The organism is Ramlibacter sp. bp-362, assembly GCF_054956735.1.
In genome coordinates this window covers 123353-149776 of the sequence record NZ_JBUDXE010000001.1, presented here as the reverse complement: position 1 = coordinate 149776, position 26424 = coordinate 123353, and the positions used below count along the sequence as shown (strand labels likewise).

At 71.5% G+C, this 26424-nt stretch carries 23 protein-coding genes; 11 read left to right on the top strand and 12 right to left on the bottom strand.

Features of this window, described 5'->3' with window-relative positions; genetic code table 11:
* Nucleotides 1-4 precede the first annotated feature (4 nt).
* The 4 genes from ACY0MJ_RS00720 to ACY0MJ_RS00705 all read right to left on the bottom strand — a co-directional run bounded on the left by ACY0MJ_RS00720 (nucleotide 5) and on the right by ACY0MJ_RS00705 (nucleotide 6753).
* Nucleotides 5-1426, bottom strand: a complete 1422-nt coding sequence (locus ACY0MJ_RS00720; protein ID WP_462636336.1) for an efflux transporter outer membrane subunit — start codon at nucleotides 1424-1426, stop codon at nucleotides 5-7.
* A 1-nt stretch (nucleotide 1427) separates the two neighbouring features.
* On the bottom strand, nucleotides 1428-4667 hold the full coding sequence (locus ACY0MJ_RS00715; protein WP_462636335.1) for an efflux RND transporter permease subunit: 3240 nt from the start codon (nucleotides 4665-4667) through the stop codon (nucleotides 1428-1430).
* Nucleotides 4664-5851 (bottom strand): efflux RND transporter periplasmic adaptor subunit, encoded by a 1188-nt coding sequence (locus ACY0MJ_RS00710; protein WP_462636334.1) that lies wholly within the window; start codon nucleotides 5849-5851, stop codon nucleotides 4664-4666. Before ACY0MJ_RS00710 ends, ACY0MJ_RS00715 begins: the two co-directional genes overlap by 4 nt.
* A gap of 83 nt (nucleotides 5852-5934) precedes the next feature.
* Nucleotides 5935-6753, bottom strand: a complete 819-nt coding sequence (locus ACY0MJ_RS00705; protein ID WP_462636333.1) for an alpha/beta hydrolase — start codon at nucleotides 6751-6753, stop codon at nucleotides 5935-5937.
* Between the two features lie 103 nt (nucleotides 6754-6856).
* Between ACY0MJ_RS00705 and ACY0MJ_RS00700 the strand changes: the two genes are divergently transcribed.
* A complete protein-coding gene (locus ACY0MJ_RS00700; protein WP_462636331.1) occupies nucleotides 6857-7813 on the top strand; it encodes a LysR family transcriptional regulator in 957 nt (318 codons plus the stop codon).
* 7 nt (nucleotides 7814-7820) lie between these two features.
* Here the strand turns inward: ACY0MJ_RS00700 and ACY0MJ_RS00695 are convergent, their stop codons facing one another.
* Both ACY0MJ_RS00695 and ACY0MJ_RS00690 read right to left on the bottom strand, forming a co-directional pair.
* Nucleotides 7821-8801 carry a threonine dehydratase gene (locus ACY0MJ_RS00695; protein ID WP_462636330.1) on the bottom strand — a complete coding sequence of 327 codons (981 nt, stop codon included), beginning with the start codon at nucleotides 8799-8801 and terminating at the stop codon, nucleotides 7821-7823.
* Between the two features lie 38 nt (nucleotides 8802-8839).
* Nucleotides 8840-9670 (bottom strand): hypothetical protein, encoded by an 831-nt coding sequence (locus ACY0MJ_RS00690; protein ID WP_462636329.1) that lies wholly within the window; start codon nucleotides 9668-9670, stop codon nucleotides 8840-8842.
* Nucleotides 9671-9752: 82 nt separating this feature from the next.
* Between ACY0MJ_RS00690 and ACY0MJ_RS00685 the strand changes: the two genes are divergently transcribed.
* Complete coding sequence (locus tag ACY0MJ_RS00685) at nucleotides 9753-10235, top strand: N-acetyltransferase family protein (protein ID WP_462636328.1); 483 nt, start codon at nucleotides 9753-9755, stop codon at nucleotides 10233-10235.
* Nucleotides 10236-10245: 10 nt separating this feature from the next.
* Here the strand turns inward: ACY0MJ_RS00685 and ACY0MJ_RS00680 are convergent, their stop codons facing one another.
* Complete coding sequence (locus ACY0MJ_RS00680; protein ID WP_462636326.1) at nucleotides 10246-11646, bottom strand: sigma-54 interaction domain-containing protein; 1401 nt, start codon at nucleotides 11644-11646, stop codon at nucleotides 10246-10248.
* A gap of 306 nt (nucleotides 11647-11952) precedes the next feature.
* On the opposite strand from ACY0MJ_RS00680, the gene ACY0MJ_RS00675 reads away from it, so the two are divergent.
* Genes ACY0MJ_RS00675 through ACY0MJ_RS00660 form a run of 4 tightly spaced genes read left to right on the top strand, consistent with a single transcriptional unit; the run spans nucleotide 11953 to nucleotide 14844 of the window.
* On the top strand, nucleotides 11953-12327 hold the full coding sequence (locus ACY0MJ_RS00675; RefSeq protein WP_462636325.1) for a DUF485 domain-containing protein: 375 nt from the start codon (nucleotides 11953-11955) through the stop codon (nucleotides 12325-12327).
* Entirely contained in the window at nucleotides 12324-13862 is a 1539-nt protein-coding gene (locus ACY0MJ_RS00670; RefSeq protein ID WP_462636324.1) for a solute symporter family protein, read from the top strand. The genes ACY0MJ_RS00675 and ACY0MJ_RS00670 overlap by 4 nt, the downstream gene beginning before the upstream one ends.
* Before the next feature lie 43 nt (nucleotides 13863-13905).
* Complete coding sequence (locus ACY0MJ_RS00665; protein ID WP_462636322.1) at nucleotides 13906-14595, top strand: haloacid dehalogenase type II; 690 nt, start codon at nucleotides 13906-13908, stop codon at nucleotides 14593-14595.
* A 6-nt stretch (nucleotides 14596-14601) separates the two neighbouring features.
* Nucleotides 14602-14844 (top strand): hypothetical protein, encoded by a 243-nt coding sequence (locus ACY0MJ_RS00660; RefSeq protein WP_462636321.1) that lies wholly within the window; start codon nucleotides 14602-14604, stop codon nucleotides 14842-14844.
* Between the two features lie 17 nt (nucleotides 14845-14861).
* On the opposite strand, the gene ACY0MJ_RS00655 is transcribed toward ACY0MJ_RS00660, so the two are convergent.
* Nucleotides 14862-15977 carry an NADH:flavin oxidoreductase/NADH oxidase gene (locus ACY0MJ_RS00655; RefSeq protein ID WP_462636320.1) on the bottom strand — a complete coding sequence of 372 codons (1116 nt, stop codon included), beginning with the start codon at nucleotides 15975-15977 and terminating at the stop codon, nucleotides 14862-14864.
* A gap of 128 nt (nucleotides 15978-16105) precedes the next feature.
* Here ACY0MJ_RS00655 and ACY0MJ_RS00650 point away from each other — a divergent pair, with 128 nt between their 5' ends.
* Nucleotides 16106-17410 (top strand): UDP-N-acetylglucosamine 1-carboxyvinyltransferase, encoded by a 1305-nt coding sequence (locus ACY0MJ_RS00650; RefSeq protein ID WP_462636318.1) that lies wholly within the window; start codon nucleotides 16106-16108, stop codon nucleotides 17408-17410.
* Between the two features lie 4 nt (nucleotides 17411-17414).
* Here the strand turns inward: ACY0MJ_RS00650 and ACY0MJ_RS00645 are convergent, their stop codons facing one another.
* A complete protein-coding gene (locus ACY0MJ_RS00645) occupies nucleotides 17415-18158 on the bottom strand; it encodes a GntR family transcriptional regulator (protein ID WP_462636317.1) in 744 nt (247 codons plus the stop codon).
* A gap of 69 nt (nucleotides 18159-18227) precedes the next feature.
* Here ACY0MJ_RS00645 and ACY0MJ_RS00640 point away from each other — a divergent pair, with 69 nt between their 5' ends.
* Genes ACY0MJ_RS00640 through leuD form a run of 3 tightly spaced genes read left to right on the top strand, consistent with a single transcriptional unit; the run spans nucleotide 18228 to nucleotide 21281 of the window.
* Nucleotides 18228-19220 carry a tripartite tricarboxylate transporter substrate binding protein gene (locus ACY0MJ_RS00640; protein ID WP_462636316.1) on the top strand — a complete coding sequence of 331 codons (993 nt, stop codon included), beginning with the start codon at nucleotides 18228-18230 and terminating at the stop codon, nucleotides 19218-19220.
* Nucleotides 19207-20625, top strand: a complete 1419-nt coding sequence (gene leuC, locus ACY0MJ_RS00635) for a 3-isopropylmalate dehydratase large subunit (RefSeq protein WP_462636314.1) — start codon at nucleotides 19207-19209, stop codon at nucleotides 20623-20625. The genes ACY0MJ_RS00640 and leuC overlap by 14 nt, the downstream gene beginning before the upstream one ends.
* Nucleotides 20622-21281 carry a 3-isopropylmalate dehydratase small subunit gene (gene leuD / locus ACY0MJ_RS00630; protein WP_462636313.1) on the top strand — a complete coding sequence of 220 codons (660 nt, stop codon included), beginning with the start codon at nucleotides 20622-20624 and terminating at the stop codon, nucleotides 21279-21281. The genes leuC and leuD overlap by 4 nt, the downstream gene beginning before the upstream one ends.
* Here the strand turns inward: leuD and ACY0MJ_RS00625 are convergent.
* Together ACY0MJ_RS00625 and ACY0MJ_RS00620 are read right to left on the bottom strand one after the other, a co-directional pair.
* Entirely contained in the window at nucleotides 21265-22542 is a 1278-nt protein-coding gene (locus ACY0MJ_RS00625) for a c-type cytochrome (protein WP_462636312.1), read from the bottom strand. The two genes, leuD and ACY0MJ_RS00625, sit on opposite strands and share 17 nt — an antisense overlap.
* A complete protein-coding gene (locus ACY0MJ_RS00620; RefSeq protein ID WP_462636310.1) occupies nucleotides 22539-23240 on the bottom strand; it encodes a c-type cytochrome in 702 nt (233 codons plus the stop codon). Before ACY0MJ_RS00620 ends, ACY0MJ_RS00625 begins: the two co-directional genes overlap by 4 nt.
* A 155-nt stretch (nucleotides 23241-23395) precedes the next feature.
* Here ACY0MJ_RS00620 and ACY0MJ_RS00615 point away from each other — a divergent pair, with 155 nt between their 5' ends.
* Nucleotides 23396-24814, top strand: coding sequence for an aminotransferase-like domain-containing protein (locus ACY0MJ_RS00615; RefSeq protein ID WP_462636308.1), 1419 nt, complete (start codon nucleotides 23396-23398; stop codon nucleotides 24812-24814).
* Nucleotides 24815-24827: 13 nt separating this feature from the next.
* Here the strand turns inward: ACY0MJ_RS00615 and ACY0MJ_RS00610 are convergent, their stop codons facing one another.
* Nucleotides 24828-26420 (bottom strand): Ig-like domain-containing protein, encoded by a 1593-nt coding sequence (locus ACY0MJ_RS00610; protein WP_462636306.1) that lies wholly within the window; start codon nucleotides 26418-26420, stop codon nucleotides 24828-24830.
* Nucleotides 26421-26424 lie beyond the last annotated feature (4 nt).

Sequence of the window (26424 nt, the reverse complement as noted above, 5' to 3'; positions counted from 1 at the left end):
GAACTCAAATGCCCGCCGTGGCCGTCGCGGGCTGCGCTCCCTCCCACCCCCCGCCCAAAGCCCGGATCAGCACCACCGTCGCCTGGAACTGCGCGGATCGCACCTGCAGCGCCTGCCGGCGATTGCGTAGCTCGCTGCGCCGCGCGTCCAGGAGTTCAAGCTGGCTCACCAGCCCGCTGCGATAGCGGGCATCGGACAGGCTGGTGGCCCGCCGCGCTGCGGTTACGGCCCGGTCCTGCGCCAGCGCCTGGGCGTGCAGGAGGCGCAAGGCCGAGAGCTGGTCCTCCACCTCGCGAAACGCAACCAGCACCTGGCCGCGATAGCTGGCCAGCGCGGCATCGAGCTGCGCCTTCGCACCCTCCACGCCCGCCTGCCGGCGGCCGCCGTCGAAGATCGGCAGCGACAACAACGCGCCGGCGCTCCATGCGCGGGCGGACCAACGCAGCAAGTCGCCGAGATCGGTCGAGGCGAAGCCGCCTTCGGCGGTGAGCGAGAGGCTCGGGAACCACGCCGCCTGCGCCACGCCCACGCGCGCCTGCGCGGCGAGCAGCGACGCCTGCGCCGCCGACACGTCCGGCCGCCGGGCCAGCACCGTGGCGGGCACGCCCGCGGGAATGGAGGGAAGCGACGTCTGCCACTGCGCCACCGGCAGCGTGAACTCCGACGCCGCGGCGCCGACCAGCACGGCCAGCGCGTGTTCCACCGCGGCGCGCTGCCGATCGATGGCCAGCGCCTGGGCCTCGGTGGCCGCGACCTCCGCTTCCACGCGCACGACGTCCAGCTCCGCGACGTCGCCCGCCCGGTAGCGGCGCTGCGTGAGGCGCAGCGTGTCGGCATACGCGTCCACGGTCTCCTGCACCAGCGTGCGCTCGGCGTCGAGCGCACGCAGGCCCAGGTAGGCCTGTGCCGTTTCGGCCTGCACGGCCAGCCGGGTGCTTTGCAGCAGTGCGTCGCGCGCCTGCGCATCGAGCGATGCGGCGTCGCGGCGGCGGGCAACGCGCCCGAACAGGTCGGGCTCGTACGCGAGCTGCACTCCGGCCTGGTAGAGCGTGACGGGCGCCGGGCCGGCCACGCTGCTGGCTCCGGCGGCGCGGTCCACCGACGCGCCAGCGCCCACCTGCGGCAGGCGATCGGCGCCGGCGGCGCGGACCAGCGCACGGGCCTGCGCCAGCCGCGCGGCGGCTTCGTGCACGCTGGTGTTCGCCTCCGCCGCGCGCTGCACGAGGGCATCGAGCTGCGGGTCGGCGAATGCCTTCCACCAGGTTCCGCGGTCGCGCGCTTCGGCCGGCGCGGCGGTGGTCCAGCGCACGCTGGCTTCCTTGAACTGATCCGGCGGTACCGGTTGCGCCGGCAGTTCGGGCAGCGTCGACGCGCAAGCAGCGAGCCAGAACGTGGCGACGAGGGGGAGAAGAGTGCGGGTCTTCATGTCAGGACTCCAGGGAATGCACGGGCGCTGCCGGCACGGGGCGCACGGCACCGCCGCCCGCGCCGCCGGCGAAGCCCTCGAATCGGGGCACCTGCCCATGCTGGCGCAGCGGCCGGTTCCCGGCCAGGCGCCGCAGCACGACGTAGAACACGGGGGTGAGGAAGAGGCCGAAAGCCGTCACGCCGATCATTCCGCTGAAGACCGCCACACCCATGGCGCGGCGCATCTCCGAGCCGGCACCGGTGGCCAGGACCAGGGGCAGCACGCCCATCACGAAAGCCAGGGACGTCATCAGGATCGGGCGCAGCCGCAAACGGGCGGCCTCCATCGCGGCCTGCAGCGGCGTGCGGCCGGAGAATTCCAGCTCCCGGGCGAACTCGACGATCAGGATCGCGTTCTTCGCCGACAGGCCCACCAGCACCATCAGCCCGATCTGCGTGAACACGTTGTTCTCGCCGCCGGCCAACCACACGCCGGCCATCGCGGCGAACAGGCCCATGGGCACGATCAGCACGATCGCGATCGGCAGCGTCAGGCTCTCGTACTGCGCCGCCAGCACCAGGAAGACCAGCAGGATCGCCAGCGGGAAGACCAGGGCGGCGGAATTGCCCGCCAGGATCTCCTGGTAGGTCAGGTCGGTCCACTCGAAGGTGATGCCCGCGGGCAGCGTCTCGGCGGCAATGCGCTTGACCGCATCCTGCGCCTGCCCGGAGGAGAATCCGGGCGCGGGCCCGCCGTTGATGTCCGCGGTGAGGTAGCCGTTGTAGCGCATCGCACGCTCCGGCCCGAAGCTGGGACGAACGGTCATCAGCGCGGAGAGTGGCACCATGTCGCCGCTGGCGGAGCGCACCTCGAGCGCGCCGACGTCCTCGGCGCGCGCGCGGTAGGGCGCATCCGCCTGCACCCGCACGGTGTAGGTCCGGCCGAACTTGTTGAAGTCGTTCACGTAGGCGCTGCCCAGGTAGGTGGACATCGTCTCGAAGACGTCGGTCACCGCCACGCCCAGCTGGCGCGCGCGGGTGCGGTCGATGTCCGCATACAGCTGCGGCACGTTGACCTGCCAGCTCGTGAACAGGCCCGCCAGCTCCGGCGCCTGGGAGGCCTTGGCCATGAAAGCCTTCACGGCAGCGTCCATGGCTTCGTAACCCAGCGAGCCGCGGTCCTCCAGCTGCAGCTTGAAGCCGCCGGTGGTGCCCAGGCCCTGCACGGGGGGAGGCGGGAACATGACGATGAAGGCGTCCTGGATGCCGGCGAAGGCCTGGTTCAGCTGCCCCGCGACCGCCCCACCGCTCTGGTCGGGGCGCTTGCGGTCCTCGAAGGGCTTCAGCGTCGCGAAGACGATCCCCGAATTGGTGCTGTTCGTGAAGCCGTTGATGGACAGCCCCGGGAAGGCGAGCGTCGCCTCGACGTTGGGATTCTTCTGCGCGATCTCGTCCATCCGCCGGATCACCGCCTCCGTCCGGTCCAGCGTGGCGCCATCCGGCAGTTGCGCGAAGCCGATCAGGTACTGCTTGTCCTGCGCCGGAACGAACCCCGAGGGCACCGCCTTGAACAGGCCCACGGTCGCCAGCGCGAGCACCAGGTACACGGCCATCGTCGCGCCCTTGTGCCCCAGCACGCCGCGCACGCCGCGCGCATGGCCTTCCCCGCCGCGCCGGAACAGGCGGTTGAAGCCGCGGAACAGCCAGCCGAAAGCGCGATCCATTCCGCGCGTGAGCGCGTCCCTCGGTGCATCGCGGCCGCGCAGCAGCAGGGCGGCGAGCGCCGGCGACAGCGTCAGCGAGTTGAAGGCGGAGATCACCGTGGAGATGGCGATGGTCACCGCGAACTGCCGGTAGAACTGGCCGGTCAGGCCGCTGATGAAGGCCAGCGGCACGAAAACCGCGACCAGGACCAGCGCGATCGCGACGATGGGTCCGGACACCTCGCGCATGGCACGGTAGCTCGCCTCGCGCGGGGTCAGGCCGGCTTCGATGTTGCGCTCCACGTTCTCCACCACCACGATGGCGTCGTCCACCACGATGCCGATGGCCAGCACCAGCCCGAACAGGGTCAGCGCATTGATCGAGAAGCCGAGCAGGTGCAGGACGGCGAAGGTGCCCACCACCGACACCGGCACCGCCAGCAGGGGGATGATGGAGGCACGCCACGTCTGCAGGAACAGGATCACCACGAGCACGACCAGCGCGATGGCCTCCAGCAGCGTGTGCACCACCGACGCGATCGACGCGCGCACGAACTGCGTGGGGTCGTAAGCGATGCGGTACTCCACGCCTTCGGGCATGCTTCTCGCGATCTCGTCCATGGTGGCGCGCACCTGGTCCGAGATCTCGAGTGCGTTGGACCCCGGCGCCTGGAAGACGCCGATCCCCACGGCCGCATCGTTGTTCAGCAGCGAGCGCAGCGAATAGTCGGCGGCGCCGAGCTCCAGCCTGGCCACGTCGCGCAGGCGGGTGACCGCGCCGTCGGCGCCGGCCTTGACGACGATGTCGCCGAACTCCTCTTCGTTCTGCAACCGGCCCTGCGCGTTGATCGACAGCTGGAGGTCCACGCCGGGCAGGCCCGGCGAAGCGCCCACCACGCCGGCGGCCGCCTGCACGTTCTGCTGCCGGATCGCCTGCACCACGTCGCCGGCCGACAGCCCGCGCTGCGCCACCTTCTGCGGGTCCAGCCAGACGCGCATCGCGTACTCGCCGCCGCCGAAGAGCGCCACCTGGCCCACGCCCTCGATGCGGGCCAGGCGGTCGCGCACGTTCAGCAGCGCGTAGTTGCGCAGGTAGTCCATGCCGTAGCGGCCGTTGGGCGACACCAGGTGCACCACCATCGTGAGGTCGGGCGAGCTCTTGACGGTCGACAGGCCGAGGCGGCGCACTTCGTCCGGCAGGCGCGGCTCGGCCTGCGCCACCCGGCTCTGCACCAGCTGCAGCGCCTTGTCCGGGTCGGTGCCCAGGCGGAAGGTGACGTTGAGCGTCAGCAGGCCATCCGTGGTGGCCTGGCTGCTCATGTAAAGCATGCCTTCCACGCCGTTGATGGCCTCTTCCAGCGGCGTGGCGACCGTCTCGGCGATGACCTTCGGGTTGGCGCCGGGGTAATTGGCCCGCACCACCACCGTGGGCGGCACGACCTCGGGGTATTCGGAGACCGGCAGCGCGCGCAGCGCGATCAGGCCGCCCAGGAGCACCAGCAGCGAGAGTACGCCGGCGAAGATCGGCCGGTCGATGAAGAAGCGGGAGAAGTTCATGCCTTCGGTTCCATGTCCACGGCTTGCGGCTGCACGACCGTGCCGGGGCGCACGCGCTGCAGCCCGTTGACGACGATGCGTTCACCGGCCTCCAGGCCGCTCAGCACGACGCGCAGGCCGTCGGCGGTGGGGCCGAGCGTCACCTCGCGGTATTGCGCCTTGTTGTCCGGCCCCACGACCAGCACGAACTTCTTTTCCTGGTCGGTGCCGACGGCCCGGTCCGTCACCAGCACGGCGCGGCTGGTGCGGGCCCGGCCCATGCGCACGCGCGCGAACTGCCCGGGGATGAGCGCGCCATCCTTGTTGTCGAAGGCGGCGCGCAGCCGGATCGTGCCGCTGCTGGCGTCGACCTGGTTGTCGATCAATTGCAGGCGGCCCACGTAGGGCGTGTCGCTGCTCGCGCCGGTTCCCATCCGCACCGGGACCCGTCCGATCAGCTGGCGGGCGCTGGCCCCCGTGGACAGGCCGGCCAGCGCGCGCGCGACCACCTGTTCGTCCGCGTCGAAGCTGGCGTAGATGGGGCTGACGGAGACCAGTGTCGTGAGGACCGGCGCGCCGGGGCCGGCGGCCACGAGGTTGCCGGTGGTGACTTCCAGCTTGCCGATGCGGCCGGAGATCGGCGCGCGGACCTGCGTGTAGCCGAGGTTGAGCCGCGCACCCGCCAACTGCGCCTGCGCGGCGCGCAGGTTGGCGCCGGCCTCGCGGGCCGCGTTCACCTTCTCCTCGAGTTCACGCTGCGCGATCGCACTTTCTTCCCACAGGCGCTGCGCGCGCATGTGTTCGCTCCGGGCCTGCGCCAGCCGCGCCTGCGCCGCGCCGACCTGCGCCTCGGCGCGCTCCACCTCCGCCTGGTACGGCGACGAATCGATCGTGATCAGCAGGTCGCCGCGGCGCACCAGCGAGCCTTCGCGGAAGTGCACTGCCTGCACGGCGCCGGCGACGCGCGAGCGGACCTCGACGTGCTCGACGGCTTCCAGCCTTCCCGAGAATTCATCCCAGGCCGTGACGTCCGTCTCGCTGACGGTGGCCACCGACACCTGCGGCGCCGGCGGGGCGCTGCTGGCCGTGGCCTCGGCGCGCCCGCCCTGCAGGCTGATGATCGCGGCAGCGACGACGGACAAACCCGCGGCGGCACTGGCGGCAGTCCACACGCGCCAGCGGGACTGGTTGTTGGTGTTTTTCATGTTTCTTGCTTTCTTCGGGATGCGTGGTTCCGGCCCGGCCACGGGGGCGGGTTCGAACGGGGGACGAATGGGCAGGAGGGGTTCTAGGAGGGCTGCGGAAGCGGCGCCGAGAGGAACTGCGCGAACTGCTCCTGCACCGCGTGCGCGCAGGGACAGGGTTCGCCCGCCTTCTCCAGGGACTCGGGCCAGCCGGTGCGGGGCATCAGGCCCGTGTGCACCGCCACGCCTGCCTGCTGCAGGCGACGCGCGAAGGCCATCGCTTCGTCGCGCAGGGGGTCGTCCTCGCCCGCGAGCACCAGCGCCGGCGGCAGGCCGGCCAGGCGCTGCGCGTACGCAGGCACGGCATACGGATGCTCCGCGTCGCGCGGGCTGCGCAGGTACTGGTTCCAGCCTTGCGCGAAGCGGCATTCCACCGCGCAGCCCTGCGCCTCGCGCTGCGACGCCGTGGCCGTGCACGGATCCAGCATCGGCGTGACGAGCAGCAGCCCGGCCAGCGGCGGCGCGGCGCGGTCGCGCGCCATCAGCGCGATCGCCGCGGCCAGGTTGCCGCCCGCCTCCTGTCCGGCCAGGAACACTTGCGCCCTGGATCCCGCCAGCCGGGAACGCTTCTGGTGCACCCACGCAAGGGCCGCGTAGCCCGCCTCCACCGCATCCGGGAAGCGGTGCGCGGGTGCCAGCGGATAAGCGATGGAGACGACCACCGCCCCCGCGTCGGCGAGCAACTGTGCGAGGCACTCGCCGCTCTGCAGTCCGCCCCCGGTGAAGGCGCCGCCATGGAGGTGCAGCACCAGCCGGCCCGCGACCGCGGTCCGCTCACCCTGCACGCGCAAGGGCATGGGGGCGTGGCCGGGCAAGGCCAGGGTGTCGGGCCAGGCGGCGGAGGGGCGGAGGCTGGATCGCATGTCGGCAAATATAGGCACTCGGTGCGTGCGGATAAACCGGACGCCCACCAGTTCTCTGTTTCCCGGGCGTGAACAATGCGATCTCCCACAAGGAGAAGAAGACATGGACCAGATCCAGTCGATGCGAGTGTTCGCGAGGGTGGTGGAAACCGGCAGCTTCACGAGGGCGGCCGAATCCCTGGACATGCCCAAGGGCTCCGCGACCAAGCTGCTGCAGCAACTGGAAACCCGGCTCAAGGTGAAGCTGCTGAATCGCACCACGCGGCGCGTGACCGTCACGCCCGACGGCGCGGCCTACTACGAGCGCGCCTCGCGCCTGCTGAGCGATCTCGACGAAATGGAGGCGGCGATGATGCTGGCCCAAGGCAAGCCCGGTGGCCGCCTGCGCGTGGACGTCGGCTCCTCGGTCGCCGCCCGGATCATCATTCCCGCGCTGCCCGATTTCTTTCGCCGCTACCCCAGCATCCAGTTGGACCTGGGCGTCGGCGACCGGCCGGTCGACCTGATCGGCGACAGCGTCGACTGCGTGATCCGCGGCGGCGAACTCACGGAACAGTCACTCGTGGCGCGGCGCATTGCCAACATGCCGCTCGTGAGCGTCGCGACGCCGGGCTACCTGGCCGCTCACGGCGTGCCGGCCCATCCCCAGGAGCTGGGCGAGCGGCACACCGTGATCAACTTCTTTTCGCCGCGCACGGGTCGCCTGTTCCCGAACCTGTTCGAGAAGGACGGGGAGCGCGTCGAGGTCGCGGGCAGCCACAAGCTGTCGGTGAACGAGGGCAATGCGTACCTTGCGGCAGCATTGGCCGGACTCGGGATCGCGCAGGTGGCGCAGTTCCAGGCCGCACCGTATCTCGTGAGCGGGGAACTGGTCGAGATCCTGCCGGAATGGAAGCATCCGCTGATCCCGCTGCACGTCGTGTATCCGCCCAACAGGCACCTGAGTGCGCGGGTGCGGGCGTTCGTCGAATGGGCCGTGGAAGTGTTCTCGAACATCGAGGTGCCCGAACGGCCGCAGACCCCGCCGGTGAAGCACGAACGCGAAGCAGTCGCGGCCTGAGGCCGCGTCAGGCGGCCGCTTCCGCCAGGACGCGCGCGAAGACGTCCGTGTCGACGTTGCCACCGGTCAGCGCGACGCCGACCGAGCGGCCGGACCAGCGCTCGCGCTGCTGCATCGCGGCGGCCAGGGCCGCGGCACCGGCGCCCTCGGCGACGTTGTGCGTGTCGGCGAAGAGCACGCGCATCGCTTCGGCCACCTCCGCGTCGGTGACGGCGACGATGTCGTCCGCCTCGCGCAGCACCACCTCCAGCGCCTCTTCGTCGGCGACGCGGCAGGCCATGCCGTCGGCCAGCTGCGTGCTGACGGGCGATGCGACCACGCGGCCGGCCCGGAAGGACTCCAGGAAGGTCGTGGCGTGCGCGGAGACCACGCCTACCAGCCGGCTGCGCGCGCCGGTGAACGCGCGCGCGGCCGCGGCGGCGCAGAAGCCGGAGCCCAGGCCCATGGGAACGTACACGACGTCCGGCGCTTCGCCGCGCGGGAAGCTCTCGAAGAACTCGAGCCAGCAGGTCATGACGCCGCGCACCAGCTCGCGGTGGTACGAGGGCACCATGTGCAGACCCCGCTCCGCGGCGAGCGCGATCGCGTGCTCGCGCGCGGACTGGAACTCGTCCCCGTGTTCGACCAGCGTGACGCCCAGCGCCCGCATGGCGGCGTTCTTCTCCACCGAGTTGCCGTGGGGCACCACGATCGTGGCCGGCAGCGCGTGGCGGGCGGCCGCCCAGCCCACCGACTGGCCGTGGTTGCCGCGCGTCGCGCACACCACGCCCGGCACGCGTGGCGCCTGGCGCAGGAGGCTGTCGAAGTAGGTCAGCCCGCCGCGCACCTTGACGGCGCCGGCGGGCGTGTGGTTCTCGTGCTTGACCCACACGGTGCAGCCCAGGCGCCGGCGCAGCAGCGGCCAGGCGTACTGCGGCGTGGGCGGGACCACGGCGTGCACGATTGCGCGTGCGGATTCGACTTCATCGCGCGTGAAAGCCAGCGTCATCGGGCTCCTCCGGGGTGGAGAAGCATTCTAGGCACGGCTCATCTAGGCTCCCCGCCCAGGCCCGAGACCTTCATCCGCGCGATCTCCAGCGCCAGCCGCAAGCTGCCGTCCTCGATCGTCACCCGCAGCGTGGCGGCGCCCGTCACCTCGTCGCAGCGCACCGGCTGCCCCGCCTGCTCCAGGACCACGTCGCGGACGCGGAACGTGGGCAGTTCCAGCGTGAGGCCGCGGCCGACCGCGTCCGAGTGGATGCGCACCTTGTTGTGGCCGTCCGCGCTTCCCGCGAAGTCCGCCTGCAGGCCGGGCGCCGCGAAGCGGCCGTCGCCGAGCTGAACCTCGCCCGACACGGCGGTGCGGGCGAGCAGCTGGCGCGCCTGCTGCGTCAGCGTCATACCGGGCGTGCCGCCGCCCTGCCGCATCAGCCATTCGGCGAAGGGCTGCAGCCGCAGCCTGCCGCGGTCCGTGACCCACGGCCCGAGCAGGGCGCCGCGGCGCTCGTACTCCACCCCGTCGACCGGAGCGGAGGCGAACTGGAAGAGGTAGCTGCGCCCGTTGGGCGCGTCGACGTAGAGGCCGAGGCGGCTCACGCCCAGGCGCGAATCCGGGCCGACGTGCTCCACCGACGCGTCGCCCAGGTCCACCTCGCCCGCGCGGATCGGCACGGTCACGTCCGCGTCGAACAGCAGCTGCGCATCGACGATCTCGGCCCGGATCGTCCCTTCGGCCGCGGCCAGCGGCGCGAGGGACCAGGCTCCGGCAGCCGCCGGCTTGCTTGCGCCATCGCCCTGCGCTGCCGGCGTGAGCCGGATCCTGAGGCCCGACGTCTCGAGGGACGCGACATGGAACTCGAGCGCGAAAGCGGCAGCCATGAACCATGTTCGCAGCAAACGCGGCGGCCGGGTGCGACACGCAGCTCTGCAGAAGCACGCGCGGCGCACCGATAATTTCCCCATGCCTTCCATCGTCATCCGCCCCGCGACGCCCGAGGACGTCCCGCTGATCCTGCGCTTCGTGCGGGAGCTGGCCGCCTACGAAAAGGCGGAGCACGAAGTCGTCGCCACGGAAGAGAGCCTGCGCCGCTCGCTGTTCGCGGAAGGCGCCCGCGTCCACGCGCTGGTCTGCCAGGTCGACGGCGTGGACGCCGGCTTCGCCGTCTACTTCTTCAACTACTCCACCTGGCAGGGCCGGCCGGGCCTGTACCTCGAGGACCTGTACGTCTCGCCCGCGTACCGCAAGGCGGGGGCCGGCAAGGCGCTGCTGCACCACCTGGCGCGCCTCGCCGTGGCGCAGGGCTGCGGCCGCTTCGAGTGGAGCGTGCTCGACTGGAACGAACCTGCGATCGGCTTCTACAAGTCGCTCGGCGCCGTGCCCATGGACGAGTGGGTGCGCTACCGGCTGGCCGGCGAGGCGCTGGCGCGGTTCGCGGCGAGCTAGGGCGTTCCGCTCAGGGCGCCTTGCGCGGGCGCCCTTCGCCGCCGCGCAGGCGCCGTACCACGGTGGACTGGCTCACACCCAGCGCCCTGGCTGCAGCGCGCGTGCTCTGGTGCTGGCGCATCGCTTCTTCCACCAGCCGGCGCTCCAGTTCCTCCACGCGCGGCTTGAGTCCGTCGCCTCCCGCAGGCCCCGACGCCGGAAGCACGGCTTCGAGGTCGGGCAGGCCGACCAGGTCGCCGGGGCTGGTCACCAGCAAACGCTCGATCACGTTGCGCAGCTCGCGCACGTTGCCCGGCCAAGGCGATGCGTGCAGCCGCCCCAGCAGCCGTTCCGCGAGGCGCTTCTGGAAGCCGTACTGCCGGTTGAATTCGGCCACGAACTGCTGCACCAGCGGCAGGATGTCCTCGCGCCGCTCCGCCAGCGGCGGGATCCGGATCGGCACGACGTTGAGGCGGTAGAACAGGTCGCTGCGGAACTTCTGCTCTGCGACCATCGCGGAGAGATCGCGGTTGGTCGCCGCGACCACGCGGACGTTCACCGCCACCGGCTTCGTGCCGCCCAGGCGCACCAGCTCGCGGTCCTGCAGCACCGTGAGCAGCTTCACCTGCAGGTCCAGCGGCAGCTCGCCCACTTCGTCGAGGAAGAGCGTGCCGCCGGAGGCGAGCTCCACCAGGCCGTGCTTGCCCTGGCGCTGCGCCCCCGTGAAGGCGCCCGGCTCGTAGCCGAACAGCTCGCTCTCCAGCAAGTCGCGCGGCAGTGCGCCGCAGTTGATCTTGATGAAGGGTCCGGCCGCGCGCGGGCTCTCCTTGTGGATCAGCCGCGTGATGACCTCCTTGCCCGTGCCCGACTCGCCGGTGACCAGCACCGTCGAATCGACCTTGGCCACGCGCAGCGCGAGCTCCGCGATCCGCCGCATGGCCGGGCTTTGCAGCACCACGCCGTCGACGCTCAGGAGCTGCGTGCGCAGGGCCTCGCGCTCGCCGTCGGCACGCCGCAGGTTCTCGCGCGCGATGGCGAGGTCCTGCTGCAGGTGGATCAGCTCCGTCATGTCGCGGGAGTTGATGACGACGCGGCGCACCCGGCCCTGCTCGTCGAACAGCGGCATGCCCGTCACCATGATGGTCTTTCCTTCGTGGGTGACCTGCGTCGCGGACATGCGCTCGCCGGTCTCGGCCACCTTGTTCGCGATGACGGGGCGGATCCAGCCCTTCTTCTCGAACTCCGAGACGTGGTGGCCGACCAGGTCGGCGGCGCGCAGGCCGTAGTTGCGCTCGCAGCCCTCGTTGACCATCAGGGTCATGCCGTCGCCGTCGGCCACGAAGATGCCGTCGAAGGACGAGCGGAAGATTTCCTGCAGGTCCTGGCAGGTCTGCCGCAACTGCTCGAGTTCCGCGCGGAGGTGGTCGCCCATGCGCGGGCAGTATAGGCAGCGCGAGTCAGGGCAGACTCGCGCGCTTCTGCGCCCCCTGCGGTGCCGTGGCCTTTCATTCGGCGGACGCCGGCTGGCGCGTGGCGAGGCACGCCTGACTCGCTGATGCATTCCTGAATCGATGGCGCCTTGACAGCAGGTTTTCGGCCGCCCGATAGGGACTTCGGGCGCCGATGCGGCGCTCGGGCGCGCCGCAATCGCGGTCCGCGCGCCCAAGGTTCACGGGAAAACCCTGAGAAAAAGCGGCACGCATGTTGCGCTCCTGGGCCCACCACACAAGGAGACACCATGAACGCGCGCATCCATCCCCGCCACCTCGAGCCCGAGCGGCCCGCGAACGACGCCGACCTGCACGGCTTCTGGGACCAGGCCATGGAGACCCGGGCCTTCCGCGAACTGATCGCACTGAAGGTGCGCACGGTCGCCCCGCTGCTCGTCGCCAGCTTCGTCTTCATCCTGGGCATGTCGCTGCTCGCGGGCTATGCCCGGCCGCTGATGGCGGCCAAGGTGTTCGGCGCCGTCAACGTCGGCTACCTGCTGGTCTTCCTCACCTACGCGCTGTGCTGGATCGTGTCGGTCGCCTACGTGCGCATCGCCAACAGCCGCTTCGACCTGCAGGCCCGCGTCGCGTCCGCCGCCGTGGCCCGGGGAGTGCGGCCGTGAAGGCGCTGACGCTGCTGATCTTCGCGCTGATCCTGGCGCTCACGCTGCTCATCACCTGGTGGGCCGCCAAGCGCACCCGCACGACCAGCGAGTTCTACGCGGCCGGCGGCACGCTCACGGCGCGGCAGAACGGCTTCGCGCTGGCGGGCGACTGGATGAGCGCGGCGGCCTTCCTGGGCTTCACCGGCCTGGTGTCGCTTTACGGCATGGACGGTTCGCTGTATGCCGTGGCTGCGCTCGCGGGCTTCCTGGTGATCCTGATGGTGATCGCCGAGCCGATGCGCAACACCGGCCGCTTCACCCTCGGCGACGTGATCGCCTACCGCATGCAGACGCCGCAGGCCCGCCTGGCCGCGATGGTCGGCACCATCGTCGTCAACATCGCCTACATGGTCCCGCAGATGGCCGGCGCCGGTGCGCTGATGAAGCTGATGCTGGGCGTGAGCTATCCCACCGCCGTGGTGATCGTGGGCGCGGGCATGCTGGTGTACGTGCTGTTCGGCGGCATGGTGGCCACGACCTGGGTGCAGATCATCAAGGCCATCCTGCTGCTGTCGACCGCGGTCGTGCTGGTGGCGTTGCTGCTGGTGCGCGTCGACTTCGAGCCGCTGCGCCTCTTCGCCGCCGTCGAGTCCGCCTACGGCAGCCAGATGCTGCAGGCGGGCGGCTACCTGAAGCATCCGCTGGATCCGCTGTCGCTGCTGTTGTCCTTCATGCTGGGCGTCGCGGGGCTGCCGCACATCATGACGCGCTTCTTCACCGTGCCGGATGCCACCACCGCGCGCAATTCGGTGGTCTGGCTGATGTTCCTGGCCGGCGCCTTCTTCCTGGTCACGACGCTCACCGGCTTCGGCGCGGCGACGCTGGTGGGGCAGGATGCGATCCGCGCGGCGGACAAGGGCGGCAATCTCGCCCTGCCTCTGCTGGCGCAGTACCTGGGCGGCGGCGCCGGCACGCTCGGCGGGGAAATCTTCCTGGCCGTCGTCTGCGCCGTGGCCTTCGCGACGATCCTCGCGGTGGTCGCGGGCCTCACGCTCGCCACCTCGGGTGCCGTGGCGCACGACCTCTACGTGAACGTGATCAAGCGCGGCCAGGTGTCGGAGGAGCGGCAGGTGCGCGTGGCGAAGATGGCCACGCTGGTCGTCAGCGCGCTGGCCATCGGCCTGGGCCTGTTCGCGCAGGGCTTCAACGTCGGGGTGCTGGTGATCCTGGCAATCGCCGTCGCCGCCTCGGCCAACTTCCCGATCATCCTGCTGTCGCTGTTCTGGCGCCGCTTCAACACGGCCGGCGTGATGGGCGGCGTCGCGGCCGGCCTGGTGTCCTCCGTCGGCCTCGCGTTCGCGGGACCGGCGTTCATGGGCGCGCACGCCTGGTTCCCGCTGCTGAACCCGACGCTCGTGAGCATGCCCATCGGGCTGCTCGGCGCCGTCCTCTGCACCTTCCTGGGCGGACGCGACCCGCAGGTCGAAGCCCGCTTCGGCGAGGTCTTCTTCCGCGCGCAGACCGGCCACGGCATGGGCGCCAGCCCGCGCTGAGTCCGGACCCGCATCCGAAACCCTCTCTCAAGAAAGTCAAGCCATGAACGACATCCGAGCCCTCGTTTTCGACCTGTACGGCACGCTCTGCGACGTGCACTCAGTCGCCGCCGCCTGTGACGCGCGCTTCCCCGGCCGCGGCCGCGAGATCAGCGCCGTGTGGCGGCAGAAGCAGCTGGAGTACACCTGGATGCGAAGCCTCATGGGCTGCTACGAGAACTTCGAGAAGGCCACCGAGGACGCGCTGGTGTTCGCCTGCAGGCAGCTCGGACTCGGGTTGCCGGCGCAGGTGCACGGCGAGCTGTGCAGCGCCTACCTGAAGCTGGCGGCCTTCCCCGAGGTGCCCGCCGCCCTCGAGGAACTGAAGGCGAAGGGCCTGAAGCTGGCCATCCTGTCGAACGGCTCCGCGCGCTCCATCGACGCGGTGGTCACGCACGCGGGGATCGCGCCTTCGCTCGACGCGCTGGTCAGCGTCGACGAGGTCGGCATCTTCAAGCCGGACCGCCGCGTGTACGAACTCGCCGAGCGCCGCCTGGGACTGCCGCGCGACGCGATCCTGTTCGTCTCGTCGAACAGCTGGGACGCTACGGGGGCCTCGTACTACGGCTACGCGACCTGCTGGGTGAACCGCGGCAACGGCTGCTTCGAGGAACTGGGCCGCGCGCCCGACCTGCAGGTCCCCCACCTCGGCGCCATCGCGCCGGCGCTCGCGGCCGCCGCCCAGCCGGCGTAAACCGAAGTGCAGCGGACCGCGTGGCGGCGGCTCGTGGCGCTGGGGCTGGTGGGCAGCGCACTGACCTGCACGGCCGGCACATTGGCGGTCGCGGTGCTGGAGGCGGGCGCACCGGTGGAGTGGGCGACGGTTCTCCGGCGCCTGCTGCTCTCGTATTCCGCCGCGGCCCTCGTGGTCCTGCTGCTGTTTCCCTGGGTGATGCCCCGGCTCACCGCCTGGCTCGAGCGGAACGGATCGCGGAAGGACTGATCGGCCGCTGGCCGCCTTCAGCGCTGCCCGAAGTGCGCCCCCGCGAACAGGTCCTTCAGCTCGCGCGGCTGCGAGCGCCAGTACTGCCGCGGCGCTTCCACGCTCGCGCCCAGCTTCGCCGCCGCATGCCAGGGCCAGCGCGGGTCGTACAGCATGCCGCGCGCGAGCGCCACCGCATCGGCTTCGCCGTTGCGCACGATGGCCTCGGCCTGGTCGGGGTCGGTGATCATGCCGACCGCGATCGTGGTGAGGCCGGATTCGGCCTTCACGCGCTGCGCGAACGGCACCTGGTACGAAGGCCCGACGCGGATCGCCTGCTGCGGCGAGACGCCGCCGCTCGAGACGTGGATCGCGTCGCAGCCGCGGGCCTTCAGCGCCTGCGCGAAGGCGATGGTCTCCTCCAGCGTCCAGCCGCCCTCGACCCAGTCGACCGCCGAGACGCGCACCCATGCCGGCTTGTCGGCCGGGAAGGCGGCACGTACGGCGTCGAACACCTCGAGCGGGAAGCGCATGCGGTTTTCCAGGCTGCCGCCGTACGCGTCGGTGCGGTGGTTGCCCAGGGGCGACAGGAACTGGTGCAGCAGGTAGCCGTGCGCGCAGTGCAGCTCGATGCCGTCCAGGCCGATGCGGGCGGCGCGCCGCGCCGCGGCGGCGAAGGCGTCGCGCACGCGGTCCAGGCCCGCGCGGTCCAGCGCGATCGGCGGCTCCTCGCCGGACGCATGCGGCACCGGCGACGGCGCTTCCGTGCGCCAGCCGTCCGGCTCGGTGCTGCGGATCTGCGTGCCGCCGTTCCAGGGCGCGCGGCTCGAGCCCTTGCGGCCCGCGTGACTGAGCTGGATCGCCACCGGCATCATCGAGTAGCTGCGGATCGCGCCCAGCACCCGCGCGAGCGCGGCCTCGTTCGCGTCGGAATAGAGGCCCAGGTCCGTCGGCGAGATGCGGCCGACGGCGGACACGGCCGTGGCCTCGATCACCAGCAGGCCGGCGCCCGAGTCGGCCAGCTGGCCCAGGTGCATCAGGTGCCAGTCCGTGGCGCTGCCTTCCTGCGCGGAGTACTGGCACATCGGGGCGATGACGATGCGGTTGGCCAGGCGGAGCCTGCCGGCATCGAGGGGAGAGAACAGCGCGCTCAAGGGAACTCCTGCGGGGTCGGCCGCCGCCGGGGCGGCAGCCGGCAGGATAGCGCACCCCGGAATTTTTCTTCCGGGGCCGGAAGACACTCTCCCTGGCGCCCGCGCGGGCGCGCCCGCAAGATGGGCCCATGTCCCACCTCGTCATCCACGGCGGCGCCCCCTTGCAGGGCCGGGTCGTCCCGTCGGCGAACAAGAACGCCGTCCTGCCCGTCCTTTGCGCGACATTGCTGACGCGCGAGCCGGTGCGCCTGCGCCGCGTGCCCGACATCACCGACGTGCGCAAGATCCTGGACGTGTTCCGCAAGCTGGGCAGCTCCGTTTCCATGGACTTCGCGACCGGCGTCCTGGACGTGCACCACCGCGACACCCGCTTCGACCCGGCGCGCGACCACCTGCCCGAGGCCATGCGCAGCTCCATCCTGCTGGTGCCGGGGCTCTTGACGCGCTTCGGCGCGGCCCGCATCGAGGACGACGTGAAGGGCTGCTCGCTGGGCGCGCGCGAGATCGATCCGCACGTGGAGGTGTTCGAGCGCTTCGGCGCCGAGGTCGACCGCACGGAGCAGGGGCTGCTGCTGCGGGTGGACAGGCCGCTGCGCCACATCGACCACTGGGCGGACTACGCCTCCGTCACGGCCACCGAGAACTTCATCCTGTGCGCGTCGCTCGCCGTCGGCACGTCGACGCTGGTGAACGCGGCGAGCGAGCCGCACGTGCAGGAGTTCTGCCGCTTCATGGAGATGCTGGGGGCGCGCATCGAGGGCGCCGGCACCTCGCGCGTCGCCGTCCACGGCGTCGACCGGCTGGGCGGCGGCGAATTCAGCTTCACCGAGGACTTCCACGAGGTCGTCACCTTCCTCGCGCTCGGCGCCATCACGGGCGGCGACGTGCGGGTGAAGAACTCACAGCCGGAGCACTTCCCCCTCATCGACCGCACCTTCGCGAAGTTCGGCGCCCGCGTCGTGCACGAGGACGGCTGGTCGCGCTGCGTGGCCGACGGGCCGCTGAAGGTGCGCGAGCCCTTCACCCGCAACATCCTGCAGAAGGTCGAGGCCGCGCCCTGGCCCTACCTGCCGGTGGACCTGCTGCCCATCTTCATCGCGCTGGGCGTCCGCGCCGAGGGCAGCGCGATGTTCTGGAACAAGGTGTACGACGGCGCCATGTGCTGGACCAGCGAGCTGTCGAAGTTCGGCGCGCACGCCTTCCAGTCGGACCCGCACCGCGTGGTGACCTTCGGCGGCAAGCCGCTCAGCCCCGCGGTGGTCGAGAGCCCCTACATCATCCGCGTGGCGGTGGCGCTGCTGATGGTGGCGGCCAGCGTGCCGGGGCGCTCGGTGATCCGCAACGCGGCACCGGTGCGGCGGGCGCATCCGCAGTTCGCCGAGAACATCACGCGCCTGGGAGCGCGGGTGGAGTGGGTGGAGGAAATGCCCTGACGCGTCAGGCGGCGGCCTCGTCGCCGCGGATCGTCACGTGCGTCTCGAAGCGGTCCGGCGGTCCCAGCAGCAGCTGGTACTCGATCGCGCGGCCATCGGCGTCGTAGCCGATGCGCTGCACGTCCACCAGCGCGGAGCCGACCGGCGTGTCGAGCTGCTCGGCGACGGCGGGGGCCGCCAGGCGCGCCCGCGTGACCATCTCGATGCGGCCGTAGGAGAGTCCCTGCCGCGCCAGCAGCTCCGACAGCGCATGCCGGCGGAAATCCTCGCGCTTCCAGGTTGCCGCCACCGCTTCGGGCAGCCACACCGTGCCGTGCACCAGCGGCAGCCGCCCCATCACGCGCAGGCGGACCACCCGCAGCACGCGCGCGCCCTCGGGCAGTTCCAGGCTGGCCGCCACGTCGGCCGAAGCCGGTTCCCAGCCGAACTCCTTCACCACCGGACGGCTGAGCGCCCGGCGCTGCGCCACCTTCTCCAGGAACTCGGTGATGGGCGTGGCGATGTTCAGCACCGTCGCCTGCTGGCGCACGAAGGTGCCGCGGCCGACGTGCCGCTCGATCAGGCCCTGCTGCTCCAGCGACTGCAGCGCCCGGCGCACCGTCACCCGCGACACGCCGTACGCCTCCACCAGCGCCTGCTCGGTCGGCAGCTGTTCGCCGGCGCGATAGCGGCCGTTGGCGATCCCGTCCTTGATCAGGGTGGAGATGCGGTGGTGCAGGGCGATCCCCTGCGCGCGGCCTTCTTGCATGGGTGCGGATTGTAGGTGCGCGATTTGTATTAACATCAATACAAATCAACCGAATTCACGGAGACCGCCATGACCGCATCCTTCCAGCCCTCCCGCCGCGAACTGCTCGCCGCGCTGGCCGCGCTCGCCGCCGGCAGCGTGCCGCTGCCCGCTGCCGCGCAGGCCTTCAAGCCGACCCGCGCCGTCAAGCTGATCTCGCCGCTGCTGGCCGGCGGCGCCACCGACGCGGTGGTGCGCCCGATCGCGGCGCGCCTGGCGGAGGTGTGGGGCCAGCCGGTCGTGGTGGACAACCGCCCCGGCGGCGGCACGATCATCGGCACCGAGGCGGTCGCGCACGCGGCCCCGGACGGCCACACCTTCGGCGTCGCGATCAGCTCGCTGACGATCAACCCGAGCCTGCGCAACGACCTGCCGTACGACACGTTCAAGGACATCGCGCCGATCACGCAGATCGGCAGCATCACCAGCGTGATCGTCGCGCATCCGTCCTTCCCCGCCAACAACATCGCGGAGTTCATCGCCCTGGCCAAGGCGAAGCCGGGCACGATCTCCTGGGCCTCGCTGGGCGTGGGCACCGCCGGCCACATCACCGGCGAGCTGCTGCGCAAGCGCACCGGCATCGATGTCGTGCACGTCCCCTTCAGCGGCAGCAGCGCCGCCTACCGCGAACTGCTGCCGGGCCGCGTGCCCGTGGGCATCACCGTGCTGGAGTCCGCCCTGCCGCACATCAAGGCCGGCAAGCTGAAGGTGCTGGCCATCACCGACCTGCAGCGCAACAAGCTGCATCCGCAGTTCCCGACGCTCGCCGAAACGGTCCCGGGCCTGGGCTACGAAAGCGTGTTCGGCTTCATCGGGCCCGGCGGGCTGCCGCGCGAGACGCTGCATGCGATGGCGGCCGACATCATCAAGGTGCTGCGCGAACCCGAGGTGAGCAAGCGCCTGCAGGAGCAGTCGATGAGCCTGGTGGCTTCCTCGCCCGAGGAGTTCTCGGCCGTGATCCGCCGCGAGGTGGAGAACTGGAAGAGCGCCGTCAAGGAGTCGGGCGCCGATGTCAGCAAGTGACGGCACCCTGTTCGGCAAGGTCTGGGGCCGGCACGTCGTCGCCGACCTCGGCGAGGGCTTCGCGCTGCTGCACGTGGACCGGCACGTCGTGCCGGACTTCAACGGCAATGCGTTCACGCGGCTCGCGCAGCGCCGGCTGCCCGTGCGCAATCCGGAACTGACCTTCGCCACGGCGGACCATTCGGTCTCCACCGATCCGCGCCTGGACGATCCGCGGCAGGAGGGCAACGCCCACGTCGCGAACCTGCGCCGCGACACCCGCAGCTTCGGCGTGAAGCTGTTCGACATCGGCGAGCCGGGGCACGGCATCGTGCACGTGATCGCGCCCGAGATGGGCATCGCGCTGCCGGGGCTGACGGTCGCCATCGGCGACAGCCACACCTGCACCCACGGGGCGCTGGGCGCGCTCGCCTGGGGCGTGGGGCAGGGCGAACTGGTGCACATCCTCGCCACGCAGACCTGCGTGCAGCACAAGCCGCGCACGATGCGCGTCCGCTTCGACGGCGGGCTGCCGCGCGGCACGGGCGGCAAGGACCTGATCCTGCACCTGATCGGCCGGCTCGGTGTCGCGGCGGGCAACGGCTATGCGGTGGAGTACGCGGGCGAAGCCGTGCGCGCGCTGTCCATGGAGGCGCGCTTCACGCTGTGCAACATGTCGGTCGAATGGGGCGCCCGCTACGGCATGGTGGCGCCCGACGAGACCACCTTCGCCTGGCTGCAAGGCCGGCCGCATGCGCCGCAGGGCGCGGCCTGGGATGCGGCGGTGGCCGACTGGCGCGCACTCGCGAGCGAGCCCGGCGCCGTGTTCGACCGCGAAGTGCGGCTCGACGTGTCGCGCCTGGAGCCGCAGGTCACCTGGGGCAACAGCCTGGACATGGTGGCGTCCGTGGGCGAGCGCGTGCCCGATCCCGCGCAGGAGGCGGATGCGGCGCGCCGTGCCAGCATGGAGGCGTCGCTGGCCTACATGGGCCTGCAGGCCGGCCAGCCGATCGCCGGATTGCCGCTGGACCGCGTCTTCATCGGCTCGTGCACCAACAGCCGCATCGGCGACCTGCGTGCCGCGGCGGCCGTGGTGCGTGGCCGCAAGGTCGCGCCGCGGGTGCAGGCCTGGGTGGTGCCGGGCTCGGAGCTCGTGCGCCGGGAGGCGGAGGCCGAAGGCCTGGACCGCGTGTTCACCGAAGCGGGTTTCGACTGGCGCCGCCCGGGCTGCTCGATGTGCCTGGGTGCCAACGGCGAGATAGCGGCCCCGGGCGAGCGCATGCTGTCCACGGCCAATCGCAACTTCGCGGGACGGCAGGGGCCGGGCAGCCGCACGCACATCGCCAGCCCCGTGCTGGCCGCGGCCTCGGCGCTGGCCGGGGCCATCGCCGATCCGCGCGAATTCCTGCAAGGAGACGCCGCATGAGCGCGCTCGTCCAGCTCACGGGCCCGGCGGCGCCGCTGCTGCAGCCCGACATCAACACCGACACGATCGCGCCGCTGGTGCGCGGCAAGGCGGGGCCGCAGCCCGCGGGCATCCGGCCGCAGGAAGAGCTGGCGCAGCGGCTGTTCGGGCCGTGGCGCTACAAGCCGGACGGCAGCGAGAACCCGGAATTCGTGCTGAACCGCACGCCCTTCCGGCAGGCGCGCTTCCTCGTCGCCGGGCCCAACTTCGCCTGCGGCAGTTCGCGCGAAACGGCGGCGACCATGCTGAACGCCTTCGGCATCCGCTGCGTGATCGCGCCCAGCTTCGGCGGCATTTTCCACGACAACTGCTTCCGCAACCACATGCTGCCGCTCGCGCTCCCCTGGGAGACGGTGCAGCGGCTCGGTGCCGCCGCGGCCGGCGGGGGCGATTTCGTGCTCGACCTCGAGTGCTGCACGCTCACGCCGCCCGAAGGCGACGCGGTCGCGTTCACCTTGCCGGCGTTCCGGCGCGAGATGCTGCTGCGGGGCGCGGACGAGGTGGACGTCACGCTGGGCCGGCAGGACGCGATCGCGGCCTGGCAGGCGCGGGCGCGCGCCGAGCGGCCCTGGGAGTGGCCCCCGGGCCAAGGCGCAGGGGCTACCGCATCCGGCTGACATCCAACGCGCTCACCGCCGGCGCGTCGTTGCCCCACGCCCCGCGCACGAAGCTGGCCAGCGCCGCGATCTCGGCGTCGGTGAGGCTCTGTCCGAACGGCGGCATGCCGTAGGGGCGCGGGTTGCCGGGCGTGGTGGGCGGGAAGCCGCCGTGCAGGATCACCTTCACCAGGTTGGCGCTGGAGGCCATCGTCGCCGTCCGGTGGCCGGCCAGCGGCGGGTAGGCGGCGCCGCCGCCTTCGCCGCGCTCGCCGTGGCACTCGGCGCACTGCGCCTTGTACAGCTTCGCGCCGAGCGCCAGCACCTCGCTGGTGGCCTGGGCCGGCGTCGGCTCCAGCGGCGGGTGCTCGGGCAGGTCCTGCAGGAAGGTCGCCATCGCGCGCAGGTCCGCTTCGCCGAGGTGTTGCGTGCTGCCGGCGACCACTTCCGCCATCGGCCCCAGCGCGGCGCCCTGGGAGCTGCGGCCCTGCCGCAGCAGCTGCACCACTTCCTCGCGCGTCCAGTCCTGCACGCCCGCTTCGGCCGGTGACGCGAGCGAGGGCGCATACCAGTCCTGCATGGGGATCAGGCCGCCGGACAGCTCCAGGCTCGCGTCCGTGGCGCCGAAGGCGTTGCGCGGCGCATGGCAGGCCTGGCAGTGCCCGAGGCCGCGCACGAGGTAGGCGCCGCGGTTCCACTCGGCCGTCTTGCCTGGCTGGGGTTCGTATGTGCCGGGCGAGAAGAAGAGGGCGCGCCACACGGCCAGCGCGAGCTGCGAGTCGTAGGGGAAGCGCAGTTCGTGCGCGCGGTTCGCCTGCTTCACCGCGGGCTGGCTGCGCAGGAAGGCGTACAGCGCATCGGCGTCCTCGCGCGTGACCCGCGTGTACTCGGGATAGGGGAAGGCGGGGTACAGCAGGCGGCCGTCGCGCGAGCGGCCGTGGTGCAGGGCGCGCCAGAAATGGTCCGGGCTCCAGCGGCCGATGCCGGTCTCGCCATCGGGCGTGATGTTCCCGGCGAACACGGTGCCGAAGGGCGTGCTGATGCCCTTGCCGCCGGCGAAGGGTTCGCCGCCGCGCGCGGTGTGGCACGCGGCGCAGTTGCCGGCCTTCGCGAGATAGGCGCCGCGCTGCACGAGCTCGGCGGAGGGTGCGGTCACCGGAACCACGTCGCTCACCGGCGCCTCGCCCCGCATGTTCAGCCAGGCGACCAGCGCCGCTGCGCCCGCGGCGAGCAGCAACAACGCGCCTAACAGCCACAACCCCTTCGAACGCAGGACCGTCATCGCGCGTCGCTCCCGCAGGGCAGGGCTGGCGGGCGCGTCAGGCTGCCCGCGGCAGCGACGCCCTGGCGCACGGGCTGCGACGAGAGCCACACGGCCATCGCGCTCACGTCCCGCGCGGACAGCCGCCGCGCGACCTCGCCCATGCAGTCGGGCGCGTCCGCGTGGCGCAGGCCGCTGCGCCACGCGCCGAACTGCGCGAGGATGTAGTCGCGCGGCAGCCCGAGCAGCCCGGGCACGTCGGGCGCGACGCCCGTCATCGCCGCACCGTGGCAGCTGGCGCAGGCCGGGATGTCGCGGGCCGCGTCGCCGTGGCGCACCAGCGCTTCGCCGCGGGCGAGCATGGCCGCGGGCGCGTCGTTGGTCTGCGGCGGCGGGTAGGGCAGGTCCAGCGAGGCGAAGTAGTCGGCGATCTCGCGCAGGTAGGCGTCGGACATGTGGTCCACCAGGGCGGCCATCGTCGCGTTCTGGCGCCTGCCCTCGCGGAAGTTCACCAGCTGCCGGTAGAGATAGCCCGCGGGCTTGCCGGCGATGCGCGGGAAGAATCCGTGGTTGGTGGCGCGGCCCTCCTCGCCATGGCAGGCCACGCAGGCCTTCATGCGCTGGGCCATCGTGTCGGGCGGGGTCGCGGCGGGTGCGGCGGCGGCGCACGCGATCAGCAGTGCGGCCAGCGCCGTCCGGAAGGGAGTCGCAGGGAGCATGGTCGGCCGCCAGTGTCGCCGCGCCCGCCTGCCGCCGTAAGACTCAGTTGGCGACCAAAACGCCGTATCAGATGCGTCCCCGCGGGCGCTGCAACTGCTCCTTCCGCCTGATCCGGTGCTGCGCGCAGAATCCCGCCAAAGCCATACCAGGTGCCATGAAGAAATACGAACTGCTGGCCGGCCACTTCGAGTCGCTGATCGCCTCGGGCACCTTGCAGCCCGGCGAGAAGCTGCCCTCCGTGCGCGACACCATCGCCGCCCGCGACGTGAGCCCGTCCACGGTGTTCGAGGCCTACTACCTGCTGGAGGCCCGCGGGCTGATCGAGGCGCGGCCGCGCTCCGGCTACTTCGTCAAGGCGCCGGCCCGCGCGCTGCGGGAGGAACCCCGCCCGGCGCCGCCCGCGACCGAGTCGCGCGAAGTGGTCGTCAACGACCTCGTGCTGGAAGTGCTCGGCTCCATCCGCGAACACGCCGTCGTGCCGCTCGGTTCCGCCTTCCCCAGCCCGGAACTCTTCCCGCTGGCGCGTCTCGCCCGGGGCATGGGCGCCGCGCTGCGCGCGCTCGATCCCGCGTCGCTGCTGGACGACCTCGCGCCCGGCAATCCGGAACTGCGCCGCCAGATCGCGCTGCGCTACGTGAGCAACGGCGTGATGGCCAGCACGGACGAGATCGTGATCACCAGCGGCGCGATGGAGGCGCTGAACCTGTGCCTGCAGGCCGTCACGCAGCCGGGCGACGCGGTGGCGATCGAATCACCCGCCTTCTACGGCTGCCTGCAGGCGCTGGAGCGCATGAAGCTGCGCGCCGTGGAAGTCGCGACGCATCCGCGCGAGGGCGTGCAGCTCGACTCGCTGGAAGCGGTGCTGCAGCGCGAGCCGGTCAAGGCCTGCTGGTTCATGCCCAATTTCCAGAACCCCCTCGGTGCGCTCATGCCGCTGGACAACCGGAAGCGGCTCGCGCAGCTGCTGGCGCGGCACCAGGTGCCCCTGATCGAGGACGACGTCTACGGCGAACTGTATTTCGGCGTGCGCCGGCCCCTGCCCGTGAAGGCCTGCGACGCGGAGGGCTGGGTGATGCACTGCAGCTCCGTCTCCAAGAGCCTCGCGCCCGGCTACCGCCTGGGCTGGACGGCGGCGGGCCGCTTCGCGCGCGCGGTGGAAAGGCTCAAGCTCTCCGGCACGCTCTCGGTGGCCGTGCCTTCGCAGCAGGCGGTGCTGCACTACCTGCAGGAAGGCGGCTACGACAAGCACCTGCGGGCGCTGCGTGCCACGCTGGCCGCGCGGCAGCAGGAGGCCGTGCGGGCCATCCTGCGGCACTTCCCGCCCGGCGTGCGCGTCACGCAGCCGGAGGGCGGCTACTTCCTGTGGGTGGAACTGCCGCCGGCCGTCGATGCGCTGGCGTTGCACCGGCTGGCCCTGTCGCAGAACATCAGCATCGCGCCGGGCCCGCTGTTCTCGGCGGACCAGCGCTTCCGGCACCACGTGCGGCTGAACTACGGCCACCCCGGCGAAACGCAGCTCGGCCCGGCGCTGAAGACGCTGGGCCGGCTGGTTCAGGCGCTGGCGGCGGGCTGAGCCCGCCGGCAGGTCAGCTCTTGCGGGTGTAGTACACCGGGAAGCGGATCGTGCTGGGAGTGAGCGACTTGTAGATGCTCTCCATCTCCACGTCGATCTCGTACGACACGCCGGTGTTGACGCCGCAGGTTCCGCAGCCGTTGTAGACGATCACGCCCTTCACCTGCTCGGTCACGGAGTCCTTCATGTTGGGCGACCACCAGCCCGGCTTGTAGGTGATGGTGGAGCTGTACGTGGGGCCGGCGCCCGAGGTGCTGGCCGTGGCGATGCCCGCGCCGGCCAGGTGCTGGTTCTCGATCGCCTGGCGCAGCCACTCGCCGTAGATCGCGCTGGTGACGGCGTCCTTGCTGGTGGGGACCTGCGATCCGGACACGGTGCCCAGCACCTTGCCGCCGGAGCGCACTTCCCACGTGCCCGGCAGGCCCGGCCGCTCCTGCACGGTGATCGTCACCAGTCCCGGCGCCGAGGTCTGCGTGCCCGTCGCGGTCTTCCGCGAGACGACGAACTTGAAGGTGTCGGTGCCCGCGAAACCCGGGTTGGGCGTGTAGGTGAAGGTGCCCGTCGTCGTGTCGAGCCGGGACACCGTCCCGTTCTTCGGCGCGCTGACCAGCGCGAAGGCCTCGGCGCCGGAGTACGGCAGGCCTTCGGTGATGGCGGTGTCGACCCAGGTCTCGATCATGAGGTCGTGCGCGGCGAGCCCCACGGGTTCTTCCGGTTCGGGCTCGGTCGGCTCGTTGGGTTCCGCCGGCTCGTTCGGCTCCGTCGGCTCCGTGGGTTCGGTCGGCTCGGTCGGCGTGCTGGCGGCGGGGACGATGTCGTCCTTGTCCCGCAGGATCTCGAGATCCTTCTCGTTGTAGTCGGACAGGCCGAAGTGGATCTTGTGCGTCAGCCCGGGCAGGCGCTCGATCGCCTCGGGGGCGCATTCGGCCGGCGTCAGGTCCACGCACGAGAGCTTCGTCCCGAGCCGCGAAACGGGTTCGGACTCGCTGGCTTCCAGCTCGCTGCCGACCTCGCGGATCTTCTCGGCCAGCGTCTCCCGGGCGAGGCGCAGGATGGACTCGGCGAAGCGGCCGATGTCGCGGATGAAGTCGGAGCGCTGCTGCAGCAGGGGCGCCGACGCATCCTCGGTGGACGCGGCCCTGAGCACGAGGCGGGGCGCCAGTGCTTGCGACTTGAGCGACGAAGCGACCGCCGCGCCGGTGGACAGCGAGACCGTCTCGGACCCCACTTCCGTGCCGCCCTTGAAATAAGTGACCTTGGCCGTGGTCGTCGTGTACTGGGTGATGGTGATCCGCTCGTTGCCGGTCACGATGCCCGTGAGGCGCCCGCGGGCGTCCGCGTACAGGGTCACGAGCGTGCCGTCGCGCAGCCGCATGACGAGCTTGTTCACGCGGCCGCTGTCGGCGTCGCGCATGAACACGAAGCCCGCGTTGCCGGTGGTGGGCTCGTACGCGCCCGCCACCTGGCTTTCGGCGTTGAAGGCGAGCAGCCTGGGTGTGCTTTCCTCGGCCTGGTCACCGCCGCCACCGCCTCCGCCGCCGCAGCCGGCGAGGAGGAGGGCGGCGAAGCTCGCTGAAAGCAGGGCCGTTCGTAGACTTCGTGACATCGAT

Excerpts from the sequence above, each read along its gene's own strand:
- ACY0MJ_RS00720 (WP_462636336.1), bottom strand. The coding sequence starts at position 1,426 with ATGAAGACCCGCACTCTTCTCCCCCTCGTCGCCACGTTCTGGCTCGCT.
- ACY0MJ_RS00715 (WP_462636335.1), bottom strand. The coding sequence starts at position 4,667 with ATGAACTTCTCCCGCTTCTTCATCGACCGGCCGATCTTCGCCGGCGTA.
- ACY0MJ_RS00710 (WP_462636334.1), bottom strand. The coding sequence starts at position 5,851 with ATGAAAAACACCAACAACCAGTCCCGCTGGCGCGTGTGGACTGCCGCC.
- ACY0MJ_RS00705 (WP_462636333.1), bottom strand. The coding sequence starts at position 6,753 with ATGCGATCCAGCCTCCGCCCCTCCGCCGCCTGGCCCGACACCCTGGCC.
- ACY0MJ_RS00700 (WP_462636331.1), top strand. The coding sequence starts at position 6,857 with ATGGACCAGATCCAGTCGATGCGAGTGTTCGCGAGGGTGGTGGAAACC.
- ACY0MJ_RS00695 (WP_462636330.1), bottom strand. The coding sequence starts at position 8,801 with ATGACGCTGGCTTTCACGCGCGATGAAGTCGAATCCGCACGCGCAATC.
- ACY0MJ_RS00690 (WP_462636329.1), bottom strand. The coding sequence starts at position 9,670 with ATGGCTGCCGCTTTCGCGCTCGAGTTCCATGTCGCGTCCCTCGAGACG.
- ACY0MJ_RS00685 (WP_462636328.1), top strand. The coding sequence starts at position 9,753 with ATGCCTTCCATCGTCATCCGCCCCGCGACGCCCGAGGACGTCCCGCTG.
- ACY0MJ_RS00680 (WP_462636326.1), bottom strand. The coding sequence starts at position 11,646 with ATGGGCGACCACCTCCGCGCGGAACTCGAGCAGTTGCGGCAGACCTGC.
- ACY0MJ_RS00675 (WP_462636325.1), top strand. The coding sequence starts at position 11,953 with ATGAACGCGCGCATCCATCCCCGCCACCTCGAGCCCGAGCGGCCCGCG.
- ACY0MJ_RS00665 (WP_462636322.1), top strand. The coding sequence starts at position 13,906 with ATGAACGACATCCGAGCCCTCGTTTTCGACCTGTACGGCACGCTCTGC.
- ACY0MJ_RS00650 (WP_462636318.1), top strand. The coding sequence starts at position 16,106 with ATGTCCCACCTCGTCATCCACGGCGGCGCCCCCTTGCAGGGCCGGGTC.
- ACY0MJ_RS00645 (WP_462636317.1), bottom strand. The coding sequence starts at position 18,158 with ATGCAAGAAGGCCGCGCGCAGGGGATCGCCCTGCACCACCGCATCTCC.
- ACY0MJ_RS00640 (WP_462636316.1), top strand. The coding sequence starts at position 18,228 with ATGACCGCATCCTTCCAGCCCTCCCGCCGCGAACTGCTCGCCGCGCTG.
- leuC (WP_462636314.1), top strand. The coding sequence starts at position 19,207 with ATGTCAGCAAGTGACGGCACCCTGTTCGGCAAGGTCTGGGGCCGGCAC.
- leuD (WP_462636313.1), top strand. The coding sequence starts at position 20,622 with ATGAGCGCGCTCGTCCAGCTCACGGGCCCGGCGGCGCCGCTGCTGCAG.
- ACY0MJ_RS00625 (WP_462636312.1), bottom strand. The coding sequence starts at position 22,542 with ATGACGGTCCTGCGTTCGAAGGGGTTGTGGCTGTTAGGCGCGTTGTTG.
- ACY0MJ_RS00620 (WP_462636310.1), bottom strand. The coding sequence starts at position 23,240 with ATGCTCCCTGCGACTCCCTTCCGGACGGCGCTGGCCGCACTGCTGATC.
- ACY0MJ_RS00615 (WP_462636308.1), top strand. The coding sequence starts at position 23,396 with ATGAAGAAATACGAACTGCTGGCCGGCCACTTCGAGTCGCTGATCGCC.
- ACY0MJ_RS00610 (WP_462636306.1), bottom strand. The coding sequence starts at position 26,420 with ATGTCACGAAGTCTACGAACGGCCCTGCTTTCAGCGAGCTTCGCCGCC.